The 13950-nt window shown below is 71.8% G+C and carries 1 protein-coding gene and 1 pseudogene (1 of these 2 running past the window's edge); both read right to left on the reverse strand.

The window, feature by feature from the left end; translation table 11 throughout:
• A protein-coding gene (locus tag ACWDSL_RS29585) for an amino acid adenylation domain-containing protein (RefSeq protein WP_450490525.1) crosses the window boundary here: on the reverse strand, positions 1 to 3576 show its 5' end (the start). 5703 nt of this gene lie to the left of the window's left edge; only the first 3576 of its 9279 coding nucleotides appear in the window; it begins with the start codon at positions 3574 to 3576; the stop codon falls past the left edge of the window.
• Positions 3573 to 13901, reverse strand: a pseudogene (locus tag ACWDSL_RS29590) (amino acid adenylation domain-containing protein); the annotation flags it as partial. The pseudogene ACWDSL_RS29590 and the gene ACWDSL_RS29585, both read right to left, overlap by 4 nt.
• Between the last annotated feature and the right edge of the window lie 49 nt (positions 13902 to 13950).

The following is a 13950-nucleotide window of genomic DNA, read 5'->3' on the forward strand; positions in this document are numbered from 1 at the left end:
CGCCGCTTCGTCGTCGGCGACGAAGACGGCCGACATCAGATACGGGTCGTTGTCCGGGTCCACCAGGTGATGGAAGAGGATGCCCTCCTGCGAGGGGACCAGCGGATAGATGTCCTGGACGTTCGGGGCGCCGCCGGGCACGGTCGCGGTGATCGCGTCGATGTGTTCCTGGGCAAGGTCGACCAGGGGGAGCATCCGCGGGGTGATCCGCTCGCAGCCGTCCGGAATTCCGCTCGGCGGTACGGCGTAGTCGGTTCCGGCCTGTCCTTCGTCGATCCGCGCGGCCAGAGTGGCCAGGGTCGGCGCGCTGAACACGTCCTTGACGCCGGTGGGCAGACCGGCCTCGGTGAGCCTGGCCACCAGCACGGTGATGATGAGGGAGTGCCCGCCCAGCGCGAAGAAGTTGTCGTCGGCGCTGACCCGTTCCACCTCGAAGCCCAGCAGCTCCGCCCACAGGGACGCCAGAAGCCGCTCGGTCGACGTCCGCGGCGCGACGTAGGCGCGCTGGGCGAACGCCGTGATGTCGGGCGCGGGCAGGGCCTTGCGGTCCAGTTTGCCGTGGGTGGTGACGGGCAGGTCGTCCAGCGTCACGAAGGCGCTGGGCACCATGTACTCGGGCAGCGCCTCTTCCAGGTGCCGGACGAGGTCGGCGCGCAGATCGTCGCCGACCGGCTCCTCGCTCGGGACCATGTACGCCACCAGCCGCTGGTTTCCGGGCTGGTCCTCGCGGACGACGACCACGCACGACCGTACGGCGGGGTGGGAGCCGAGCCGGTGCTCGATCTCGCCCAGCTCGATCCGGTAGCCGCGCAGCTTGATCTGGTCGTCGACGCGGCCGAGGAATTCCAGGGTCCCGTCGGGCCGCCACCGTGCCAGATCGCCGGTGCGGTACATCCGCTCGCCCGCCCCGGCGCCGAACGGGCCCGGTACGAACCGCTCCCGCGTCAGCTCCGGCTGGTGCAGATAGCCGCGGGCCAGGCCGACGCCGGCGATGTACAGCTGGCCGACGCATCCGATGCCCTGCGGTTCCATGGCGTCGTTCAGCACATACAGCCGGATGTTCTGGATGGGTCTGCCGATGGGGACGGTGCGCGGCAGCTTGTCGTCCGGGCAGGTCCAGTGGCTGACGTCCACGGCCGCCTCGGTGGGGCCGTACAGGTTGTGCAGCGGGGCCGGGTGACGGGCGTGGTGCCGGGTGCACAGCTCCGCCGGCAGGGCCTCGCCACTGCAGAACACCTGACGTACGGATGTGCACTGCGACCAGCCGGGCTCGGCCACGATCGAGCGGAGCATGGACGGCACGAAGTGCAGGGTGGTCACCCCGTACCGCTGGATGGCCGAGACCAGATAGCCGGGATCCTTGTGGCCCTCCGGCGCGGCGAGGGCCAGGCGGGCGCCGGACAGCAGCGGCCAGAAGAACTCCCACACCGAGACGTCGAAACTGTAGGGGGTCTTCTGCAGGACGACATCGGCGTCGGTCAGACGGTATTCGTGTCGCATCCACTCGATGCGGTTGACCGCCGCCCGGTGCTCGATCATGACGCCCTTGGGGCGGCCCGTCGAACCGGAGGTGTGGATGACATACGCCAGGTGGTCGGGGCCGAGCCCCAGTTCGGCGGCGTCGAGGTTGTCCTCCCGCGCCGCCCCGGCCTCCTGGCCCGCACGGTCCAGGACCCGGCCGTCGGGGTGGACAACCAGCACATGCCGGGCCGCCTCCAGCGGTTTCTGGTCCAGCTGCGGCTGGGTGAGCACCACCTCGACGCCGGAGCCTTCGATCAGGTCGGCGATACGGGCGGCGGGGTAGGAGGGCTCGATCGGCATATAGGCGCCACCCGCCTTGAGCACGCCCAGGATGCCCGCCACCATCGTGGCGGAGCGCTCCGCGCTCAGGCCGACCAGCCCGTCCGGCCCCACGCCGTGACCGCGCAGGGCGTGGCCGATGCGGTTGGCCCAGGCGTTGAGCTCCGCGTACGTCCACGAGCGGTCGCCGTCCACCAGGGCGGTGCGGTCCGGGTGTTCGGCCACCGCCTCCTCGAACAGCTGATGCAGACACCGGTCGTCGGAGTACGGGCGGCGGGTGTCGTTCCAGCCCTCCAGGACCTGGCGTCGCTCGGCCTCGTCGATCATGCTCAGCCGGGAGACCCGGGCGTCCGGGTCCGCCGCGATGGCCGCCAGCAGCTCTGTGTAGTGGCCGATGAACCGCTCGATGGTGTCCGGGTCGAACAGAGCGGTGTTGTACTCGACGGCGCCGGCCAGCCCGCTGGGCGTCTCGCGCAGGTCGAGGGTCAGATCGAACTTGGCGATGTCGAAGTCGAAGTCGACCGGGGACACCTCGAGCTCGCCCAGCCGCCCGTCCCGGTCGGTCTGCGCCTCCTGCAGCACGACCAGGGTCTGGAAGAGCGGGGAATGGCTGAGGCTGCGCTCCAGTTCCAGGGCGTCCACCACGGCCTCGAAGGGGACGTCCTGGTGTTCGTACGCCTCCAGCGCGGTCTTTCTGACCCGGGTCAGCAGCTCGGGGAAGTCCGGGTCGCCGGAGAGGTCGGCGCGCATCACCAGCGTGTTGGCGAAGAAGCCGATCAGCCCCTCCACCTCGAGCCGGTTGCGGTTCGCCACGACCGTGCCGACGGGGATGTCGGTCTGGTGGGTGTAGCGGTGCAGCACCACGGCGTACGCCGCCAGCAGCGTCATGTAGAGGGTGACGTCGTGCTGCTCGCTGATCTTGCGCAGCCGGTCAAGCAGCTCCGGCGGGCAGCGGAAGCTCTTCCGCGTCCCCTGGTATGTCTTGGTCGCCGGGCGGTCGTGGTCCGCGGGCAGCGAGAGCGTGGGGTCGATCCCGGCCAGTTGCTCGCGCCAGTACGCCACCTGGCGGGCCTGGACGTCGTCGACGAGCCACTGGCGCTGCCAGTGCGCGTAGTCGGCGTACTGGATGGGCAGCGGCCCCAGCGGGTCGGGCGCTCCCGTGCAGAACGCCTCGTAGAGCGCGGCCAGGTCGCGCAGGAACACGCCGAGCGACCAGCCGTCGGAGACGCTGTGGTGCATGGTGACGAGCAGGACGTGGTCCTGCTCGGCCCGGCGGAGCAGAAGCACCCGGATCAGCGGGTCGCGTGCCAGGTCGAAGGGGGCGACGGCCTCCTGTTCACAGATCCGGCGCAGCTCCGCCTCGTCCGTCACCGTCTGCTCGCGCACCACGACGTCCCGGCCGTCCGTGATGTGCAGATACGCGACGCCCTGCCGGTCGACGAAGCGGGTGCGCAGCGCCTCCTGCCGGTCCACCACCCGCTCCACGGCGCGCGTCAGCGCGGCGGTGTCCAGGTGGCCGCGGAGCCGCAGCGCCATCGGGATGTTGTAGTGGGCGTTGGTCCCGTCGAGTTGCGCCAGGAACCACAGCCGCTGCTGGGCGTAGGAGAGCTGGATCGGTTCGTCCGCGGCCCGGTCCAGCGTGGGGATGGTGTCGAGCGCGGAGAGGTCGACACCCTGGCGCCTGAGCATCGCGATCAGCGCGCGCTGTCGCTTGGGCGGCAGGGATCTGATCTTGCGGATCAGATCCAGCCCGCTCACCTGGTGGTCGGTGCTCATGACCATTCCCCCCGCGTAGCCTGCTCAGGCTGGTCCGTCTGGTCCGTGTGCTCGGTGTCCAGGCCGTCCAGGGCGTCCAGTTCCTCGTCGCTCATGCTCTCGATGAGGTCGATCCCGGCGAGGATCTGATCGACGTCCAGCCCACCGGCCTCCGCGCCCACCGGCATACGGTCTTCCAGCTCGGCCGCCAGCTCGCCGAGCCGTGGCGTGGCGAAGACCACCTGGACGGGCAACTCCACGCCGGCCTGCCGCTTGAGCAGGTTGATCAGCCGGGCCACCAGCAGCGAGTTGCCGCCCAGGGCGAAGAAGTCGTCCGTGACGTCGAAGTGGTCGGCCTCGGTGTGCAGCAGCTCCGCCCAGGCCGCGGCCACCGTACGCTCGGCCTCGCTGTGCGGGGCCACCCGCCCGGCGTCCGCGGGGCGCGGCCGCTCCGGATCGGGCAGCGCCCGGTGGTCCAGCTTGCCATTGCCGGTCAGCGGCCACTCGTCGAGGAAGACATACGCGGTGGGCAGCATGTACTCCGGCAGGCCGCCGCGCAGCGTGGCATGGATGTCGTCGCGCAGAACCGTGCGGTTCGCCCAGCGCGCCCCGGCCGGCGCCATGGCGTCCGGCTGTTCCTCGGCCGTGTCGGTGGCCGGGCCGTCGGCGGTCCGCCGGGCGTAGAGGTTGTACAGCGGGGTGTTGCGCAGCAGCCGGTTGTCCTGCTCGCACACCACCTCGTAGTCGTGCTCCTTGAGCAGCGACAGGACGGTGTCGAGCCGGCCGTCGACATCGTGCAGTTCCACCACCAGTTGCCGGATCTTCGGCCAGTCGCGCTCGTCGATGCCCCGAAGCACCTCGTACTCGGCGTTCTCCACGTCCACCTTGAGCAGATCGATCCGGTCGATGCCCTGTTCGGCCAGGACGTCGGAGAGGGGGCGCAGCCGGCAGGTGAAGTGCTCGCTGTCGAGGCGGGCGCCGACGACCTCGTCGACGAGGTCGTCTCCGGCGACCGCCTCGTCGTCGCTCAGCTCCTCCTGGTTGCGCAGATACGAGCGCATCAGGTCCTGGGCCTGCTCAGGGGTGGTCCGGCTGCTGGAGATGACGGTGTTGTGGCGGTAGAAGGTGAAGGTCTCCTCCTTGGCCTCGGCCGCCAGGCCATGGTCGAACACCGTGGCGTTGAGGCCGTGCAGCGCGACGTTGCGGCGCAGCGAGTCGGCGACCGGGGGAATCGGCTCGAACGCATAGATCCTGGCGCTGGGGCAGCGCACCCCGGCGAAGAGGGTGAACAGGCCGATGTTGGCGCCGATGTCCACGATGGTGTCGCCGTCGCGGATGGTGACACCGTGCCGCAGATACTCGAGGTTGGTGAAGATCTCCTCGTAGACGAAGTCGGTCTCGCTGCGGTTGTGGTGGAACACCGGCAGGCCGTTCGGCAGCTCGTAGGTCCGCTCCAGCGCCGTGGGTTCGGTGCGGGCCAGGCGCAGCAGCTCACGCACGGGGCGTGCGCTCTCCTGGGCCGGCACCACATAGCCCACCAGGCGTTTGTCGTCGTCCCCGTGGTCGCGCAGCAGCACCCTGGCGTCCTCGACGCCGTCGTGTGCGCCGAGCCGCGCCTCGATCTCGCCCAGCTCGATACGGAAACCGCGCACCTTCACCTGCTGGTCGTTGCGCCCGAGGTATTCCAGGGAGCCGTCGGGCAGCCGGCGGGCGAGGTCGCCGGTGCGGTAGACGCGGGCGGTGGGATCGTCGCGGAACGGGTCCCGCAGGAACCGCTCCGCGGTGAGCTCCGGCCGGTTGAGGTAGCCGCGCGCCACCCCGGCGCCGCCGACGTACAGCTCGCCGACCACGCCGATCGGCGCCGGCCGGCCGTGCCGGTCCACCACATAGGTGCGCAGATCGGGGAGGTGGACACCGATCGGGCTGACGGTGGCGTCCAGGTCCGGCTCGCCCAGCGGCCGGTAGGTGACATGCACCGTGGTCTCGGTGATCCCGTACATGTTGACCAGCTCGGTGGCCCGGTTCGCCGGGCGGCGCGACCAGGGCCGCAGGGCCGCGACGTCCAGCGCCTCGCCGCCGAACACGACCGTGCGCAAATCGTGCGCCGCGGAGTTCTCTCCCTGGGCGGCGATGAGCTGCCTGAAGGCGCTCGGCGTCTGGTTGAGCACGGTGACGCCCTCCGCGCACAGCAGGGCGTAGAACTCCCGCGGGTCGCGGGTCGTCGGCTCCGGCACGACCACCAGGCGGCCACCGTGCAGCAGGGCGCCCCAGATCTCCCAGACGGAGAAGTCGAAGGCGAAGGAGTGGAACAGGGTCCACACATCGTCCTCGCCGAAGCGGAACCAGTCAGCCGTCGCCGTGAACAGGCGGGTGACGTTGCGGTGTTCGACCATCACCCCCTTGGGGGTGCCGGTGGAACCGGAGGTGTAGATGACGTACGCCAGGGTGTCGGGCCCCGCCGCGGGCATGGTCGGCGGGTCGGTGTCCGGGGCCGTGGCCCAGCGGTCGGCATCGGCGCGCAGATCGATCAGCGGGACGCCGGCGTCGTCGAGGGCCACCAGCCCCTCCGGCAGCGGGCCGTCGGTCAGCACGGCGTGCGGGGCGCTGTCGGTCAGCGCGTGGGCAAGCCGCTCCGGCGGGGACGCCGGGTCCAGCGGCACGTAGGCGCCACCGGCCTTGACCACCGCCAGCAACCCGATCACCAGTTGCTCGCTGCGCGGCAGACAGAGCGCGACCAGCGCCTCCGGGCCGACACCCAGATCACGCAGGTGGTGCGCCAGCCGGTTGGCCCGGGCGTTGAGCTCGCGGTAGCTGAGCGAGGTCTCCCCGAACGTCACGGCGGTGGCGTGCGGCCGGCGGGCCGCCACCTCCTCGAACCAGGTGTGCAGACAGCGGCCCTCGTCGTACGGTGTCGGCTCCTCGCCCCACCCGGTGAGCACCTGGTGGCGCAGTTCGGCGGGCAGTACGGGCAGATCCAGGGCGGGCCGCTCCGCGTCCTCCGGTACGGCCAGGGCGTCCACCAGGCCCGCCATGGCGGTCTCCAGATAGTCGACCACCAGCCCCGCGTCCTGGGCCCGGTCGATCAGCGCCTCGATGGAGAAGGCGTGGCCCCGGTCGTCGACCGAGACGGCCACCGGGTAGTTGCTCCGCTCGATCACCCCGGTCAGCGGTGTGACCCCGGCGATCGCCGAATCAATCCCGCCGGCGCGGTCCCCGGTCTCCATGTGCCGGTAGTTGAAGTACGCGTTGAACAGCGGGGTCTCGGGCGACAGGCCGCTGTGGCCCTGGGCCTCGGGGAGCGGGACCTGTTCGTAGCGCACCAGTTCGCGCAGGGTCCGCTCGGTGTCCCGTACCAGGTCCCGGACGGACCTGTCGGCCAGGTCGAGGCGGACCGGAAGGGTGTTGATGAAGCTGCCGAGCATGCGCTCGATCCCTTCGGGGCCCTGGAGCCGACCGGACATGACCGTGCCGAACACCACGGTGTCGCGGTCGCCGCACGCCGCCACGACCAGCGCCCAGCCGGCGTGGAACAGGGTGGCCGGGCTGACCCGCAGCTCCTTGGCGAGCGCGCGGATCCGTCGGCCCAGCTCCTTGTCCAGCTCCCGGTGCAGCTCGACGGTCCGGCTGCCGTCGCCGTGCACATCGTGCAGACCGAACATCACGGTCGGTTCGGTGATGTCCCCGAGCCGCGCGGCGAAGAAGTCCGCGGGGTCCAGCCGGTTCGCCGGCTGCCCGGTGCGCACGACGAAGTCCCGGTACGGCGTGGGGGCCGGCAGCGTATCCGCCTTCCCGCCCATCCGTGCGGCGATCTCCGTGAGCAGCAGCATGAACGACGAGGCGTCGTGGATGACGTGGTGGACGCTCAGCACCGCCCGCCACACCCTGGTGTCCGGGTGCCGTGCGGCGCGCAACCTGATCAGGGGCGCCCGGTCAAGCGGGATGGCCGCGGCGCGGGACAGGATCTCCTCGACCCCGTCCTCGGCGGTGGCCCCCGGACCCACCTCGATCTCGTCGACGGTGAACTCGGCATGCCGCACCACCACCTGGACGGGGTGGCTGAGCCCGTCGGTCAGGATCGCGGTGCGCAGCGCGTCGTGCCGGTCGATGGCGGCGCTCAGGGCCTCGGCGAAGCGGTCCAGGTGGGCGCGGCTGTCGAAGGCGAACATGCCCGACAGCACATACGGGTCGCGCCCGCCCTCCCTGAGGCTGTGGAACAGCATGCCCTCCTGGAGGGCCGCGAGGGGGTACACATCCTGGACGTTGGCGGCGCCACCGGGCACCGCGGCGACGACGGCGGCGATCTCGTCCTCGGTCAGGGACACCAGCGGCAGCATGTCGGCGGTGATGTGGGCGCAGCCCTCCGGGATCCCGCCCCCGGCCGGGGCGGGATCGTCGGGCGCCGGGCCCTGGTCCGCGCCGACCGCCGCGGCGATGTCGGCGAGCGTGCCGGCCGCGAAGACGCTCTGGGCCTCGCAGGACAGGCCCCGCTCGCGCAGCATCGCCGCGAACCTCGGGACCAGCATGGAGTGGCCGCCGAGCGCGATGAAGCTGTCCTCGATGCCGATCTCCTCGCGGCGGAAGTCGAGAAGTTCGGCGCAGACCTCGAGCACGACGCGTTCGGCGTCGGTGAGGGATGTGTCCGGTGCCGCTTCGGCGGGCGGCGAAGTGTCCTGGTGGGTCGGCCCCTGATGGTCGGCGGGTGCTTGAGTTTTTTGTCCGGTGACCGGGGCGCCGGGCCGTGGCGCGACCCAGTAGGTGACCGGCTCGAAGACGGTGGCGGGGAGGGACACCAGGTGGCGGCCCTCGCCGTGGAGCCCGTGCCACGGCACCTTCAGTCCGCGCACCCACAGCTCGGCCAGGCGCTCCAGGTCGCCGTCGGCGACGAGGGCGGACAGGAACGTCTCGCCCTGGGCGCCGTCGAGCAGCATGCGCAGCGGACCGGCGTCGTCGTCGGCGTTTCCGAGATGGATCGGCGCGGCCGGCTCGGCAGTGTCGCCCTGATCGCGCGCCGACTGCTCCAAGGCCCCGGACTCGCTCGCCAGATGGTGTGCGAGGACGCGTCGCAACTCCGCCCGGGAGGACACCACGACGGCGAGCCGTTCTGGCTGTGCCTCACGGCCCAGTTGCAGGGTGTACGTGATGTCCGCGAGACCCGCGGCGTCGTCGTGTGCCAGGAAGTCGTGCAGCCGCCGCGTCGCCGTGCGCAGCCGCTCGCGGTTGCGTGCGGAGACCACGATCAGCTGGGGCCCCGCGTCCGCGGCGCGCCGCCCGGCGGCAACGGCCGGCGGCGCCTCGACGACCAGGCTGACGTGACTGCCGCCGGCGGCGATCGAGTTGATCAGCGCGCGGCGGGGCGCGTCCGCCGTGCCCCGCGCCTCCCAGTCCGTGAGCCGGTCGCAGAGCCACAGCGGTGTGCCGGCGAGGTCCAGGTCGGGGTTGGGCGAGCCCACCTCGACCAGGGGCGGAATCTTTCCGTGCCGCAACTGGAGGACGACCTTGGTGAGCTGGGCGATACCGGAGGCCGCCTCAGGGTGTCCGAGGTTCGACTTCACGGTGCCGAGCGCCACCGGTTCGGTCGCGTCGGAGAACACCTCACGCAGAGCGCGGAACTCGACCGCGTCGGAGAGGGCGGCGCCGTTCGCCGCGGCCTCGACGTAGCCGATGGTGTCCGGTTCCACGTCCGCCCGCCGCAGCGCCCGCCGCATGACCTTCACCTGAGAGGCATGGCTCGGCATCATGAAGCCGTTGCCCCGGCCGCTGTGCAGCGAGGCGGTGCCCTTGATGACGGCGTGGATGGTGTCCCCGTCCCGGATCGCCGCGTCCAGGGGCTTGAGCAGCACGGCGCCGACGGCCTCCGCGGGCAGATAGCCGTCCCCGTCCCGGAAGCTGCGGCTTCCCGGATGGCTGCCGAGCAGCTGGAGCTCGGACAGCGCCACGTACTTGCCCTGGTCGATCGTCAGGTTGATGCCCCCCGCCACGGCCAGCTCGGTCTCCCCGCGCTGGAGATCGGCGCAGGCGAGGTGGATGGCGGTCGCGGACGATGAGCACATGCTGTCCACGGCCAGGCTGGGACCCTCCAGGCCGAAGAAGTACGAGACCCGGTTGGCGATCATGTTGTACGAGGTCGACGTGGTGAGCGCGACCAGCGTCGGGTCCGACTCGTCCGCGCGGTACATCTGGTAGCCCGCACCGATGTAGACGCCGACACGCCGCTCGTAACGCCGCTCGATCGCCTCCTGCGTCACACCGCTCTGCTCCAGCAGATGCCACACGGTCTGCAGGAGCAGCCGCTGCTGCGGGTCCATCGCCTTGGCGTCCCGGGGCGCGATCCCGAACAGCTGGGCGTCGAACTGGTCCACCCCGTCGATGAACCCGCCCCATTTGCCACGGCTCAGGCCCGCGTCATCGAGGAGCCGTTGGTCCCAGCGCTCCTGCGGGACCTCGGTGACGCCGTCCTCGCCGTCCCGCAGATGGGCCCAGAAGGTGTCGAGGTCGTCGGCCTGCGGGTAGCGCCCGGTGATGCCGACGATCGCGATCTCCTGGCCGCGGCCGGAGTGCTCCCGGCGCGGCGCGAGCTGGACCGTGGCCACGGCGGGAGCGGGCTCCACCCGAACCGCCGGACTGGTCTGCTCCGCCTGGCTGGTCTGGTCTGCCCGACTGGTCTGGTCTGCCTTCGGCGGCCCGGCCGGCACGCCGACCAGCGCACGCAACGCCTCCGTGTGTTCGGCCGCGAAGAACCGGGCCAGCTCACGGACTGTCGGCATCTCGAACAACAGGGTCTTCGGCAACGGGCCGAACGGCTCCTCCAAGCGGGAGATCACGTTCACCGCGACGACGGAGTCCATGCCGAACTCGTCCAACGGCGTCTCGACGTCCAGACGCTCCGGTCCGAGCTTCAACGAGGTCGCCAGCAGGCGCCGCAGATGGGCCACCGCCCGGTCCTCCAGCGCACGCCCGGCGCCCTCGTCGGCCGCACGCGGCGCGACGGGAGCCGGGGCGGCGTGCGCTTCCTCGGCGCGGCCGGGCAGCCGGGAGAGCAACACATCGCGGCGCCCTACGAGAACGAGCAGCCGGCCGGTGTCGAGGCCGTTGTCCGCCGCCGCCATGGCGGCCCGCAGCGCCAACGACCCACGGGCCGTGTCCAGGGGCGCGAGCCCGGCGCTGTGCAACTGCGCCCGGACCGCCTCGTCGCCCATGCCGCCCTCGTCCCAGAGCGGCCAGCCGATGGAGACGGTGCGGCCGCTGCGCGCTCCGGCGTCGACAAGGCGGTTGCGGTACGCCGCGTAGGCGTCCATGAAGGCATTGGCCGCCGCGTAGTCGGCCTGCCCGGCGTTACCGAACGCCCCGGCGGTCGACGAGAAGCACAGGAACGCCTCGAGCGGCTGGTCCTGGGTCAGCTCGTCGAGATTGACCAGACCGGCGACCTTGGGCGCGAGGACCCGCGCCACGTCGTCGGAGCCCTTGCGCAGGATGAATGTGTCATCGATGACCCCGGCGGAGTGCAGCACACCCGTCAACGGGCCGTAAATGTCCGCCACATGGGCCAGCACACGGGCCAGCGAAGCCCGGTCCGCCACGTCGGCGCGCTGGTGGTCCACCGTCAGGCCCGCCGCGCGCAGCGCGTCCAGCGCGCTCCGCTTCTCGTCGCTCAGCGGGGAGCGGCCGGTGAGGACCACGGTGGCGTGGCGGACCGACGCCGCGATGTCCCGCGCGACGATGAGCCCGAGGCCCCCGGCGCCTCCGGTGATGAGGTAGACGCCGCCTTCCTGCCACTGCGTGTCCGGGACCCGTACGGGCGACACCTCCTCCCACCGCTCGACGCGCCGCCGACCGTCGCGATGCCGTACCTCCGGCTCGAGGCCGTGCGCCGCCTCCGACTTCAGACGGGCGGCGACGGTGGCGGGGGGCGCGCCGTCGAGGCAGTCCACGTACTGCGTGTGCAGCAGCGGGTTCTCCAGGCTCGCCGTCTTCAGCAGACCGGCGAGCCCACCGAGACACGCCAGGCCCTCGCCGTCGGCGGCGGTGGCGGCGGTGCCGACCAGCGCGACCTGGAACAGTACGGGCCGCCGTACGCCCCCGTGCAGTAGCTCGCGGACCAGGGTGAACACCTGCTGCGTCACATCGGTGTACTGCCGGTCCAGCGAGCCTTCCACCGGCTCCACGAACCGGCATACGGCGCCGGTGGACAGCGCGGCCCGCAGCTCGTCGCGGTCCGCGGCCGCGAGCCGGCCGACCACCACGACGTGGCGCTCGGCGTAGCTCTCCCCCGGGCCGTCCTGGAGCGCTTCCCGCGCGTCCCACACCGGGCGCAGCAGCACCATCTCACCGTCTTCGGCCCGCTGGGCCGCCGTCGTACGCGGCGCGGCCGCGGCGGGGAGGGCCGGCAGCTCCGACGGATCGCCGTCCAGGTCGAACCAGCACCGGTCCCGGGCGAACGGATACCCGGGCAGGCTGATGCGCCGCGCGGGCCGGGTCGAGGGGTGCGCCTCCTCCCACCGCACCGCGGCGCCGTCGGCCCACAGGCGCAGCAGCCGGTCGTGGGCGCCGCGGTCGGTCCAGTCCGCCAGGGCCGAGCGCAGCGTTTCGTCGCCCCGGCCGGCCGCCGGTGCCGCCCCGCCGGATCGCACGGTGCCCCGTACCCAGGAACCGGGCCGCTGGGGGTCGGCGATGAACGACTCGAGCCGGTCCCTGGCGGCGGAGAGCGACGTCGCCGCGAAGGCCAGCCGCTCCTGAAGCGCCATGCGCCCCGTCTGGAGGGTCCATGCGACATCGGCAAGAGCGTCGTCGCTCAGCTCCGCCAGCCGCCCGTGCAACCGCCGTGCCTGCTCGACGAGTTGGGCCTCGCTCTGCGCGGAGAGCACCAGCAGCGCCGGTCCGCTCTCGACGGCGGCCCGCCCGAGCTCCGGGGCCGTGGGCCGGTACTCGGCGACGATCAGGTGGGCGTTCGAACCACCCGCGCCGAAGCCGGAAACACCGGCGATCCGGGGCAGGGTCCGCGGTTCTCCGTCGATCTCCACTGTCGGCCGCCGCCACGGCTCCACGCGCTGCTGCACCCGCAGCGGTGTCCCGGCGAAGTCGAGGTGCGGGTTGAGGGTATCCGAGTGCAGGCTCGGGACCAGTTCCCCATGGCGCAGCTGGAGCAGCACCTTGGTGAGTCCGGCGATGCCCGCGGCGCTCTCGGCATGCCCGATGTTCGACTTGACCGAGCCGATCGCGCAGGTGGACGGCGGGCCGTCCGGCCCCTTCAGGGCCCTGGCCAGGCCGCTGACCTCGATCGGGTCGCCCAGCGCCGTCCCGGTGCCGTGCGCCTCGATGTAGCTGACGGTGCGCGGGTCGACATTGGCGTCCGCGAGCGCGGCGGTGATGACCTCGCCCTGAGCCACCGGAGAGGGCACCGAGTAGCCCGAGGTGCGTCCGCCGTGGTTCAGGGCGGTTCCCTTGATCACGCCGTAGATGTGGTCTCCGTCGGCGACGGCGCGTGCCAGGGGCTTGAGCAGGACGGCTCCGACGCCCTCGCCGGGCACATAGCCGTCGCCGCCGTCGCCGAAGCTGCGGCAGCGGCCGTCGGTGGAGAGGAACCGGCGCTGGCTCAGCAGCACATACTTGTTCGGATGGGAGGTGATGTTCACCCCGCCGGCGAGCGCCGCGTCACACTGACCGCTCTTGATCGCTTCGCAGGCCAGGTGGATGGCCGTCAGCGAGGACGAGCACATGGTGTCCACGGTGATGCTCGGCCCGTGGAAGTCGTAGAAGTACGACACCCGGTTGGCGACGCTGGACCCGCTGCCGGACAGGGCGGTCGCCCGGCCGCGGTCCTGGGCCTGCGCGCCGTAGAGCTGGTACTCCTGGTACATCACACCGACGAACACGCCCACCCGGCCGGAGGTCCGCCCCACGGCGTCGGGGGCGGACGAGGCCCGGCTCAGCTGTTCGCCCGTGTATCCGGCGTCTTCGAGCGTGTGGTGGGCGCATTCGAGGAACAGGCGCTCCTGGGGGTCGAGGAGTTCGGCCTCGTGCAGTGAGATCTGGAAGAACAGCGGGTCGAAGCGGTCGATACCGTCGATGAACCCGCCCCAGCTGCCCTTCGAGGAGCCGCCGATGTCGGCGTACCTGCGGTGGTCCCAGCGCTCCGCCGGCACCTCCCGGATGCAGTCGCGGCCGGAACGGAGGTTCTGCCAGAACTCGTCGAGGTCCGCGGCTTCGGGGTAGCGGCCGCTGACGCCGACGATCGCGATGTCGGTGTCGGCGTACGCGCCCTCCGCCGCGGCCGGCGTGGTGTCCTCGGCGTGCGGGGAGACCCGTCCGGCCGACGGGGCGGAGTCCGGGCGCTGCGGCAGCGCACCCATCACTGCGACCCGGCCGAAGGCGGCTGCGGACTCAAAGGCGACCGCGACC

The sequence above is a fragment of the Streptomyces sp. NPDC000941 genome (genome assembly GCF_053599555.1).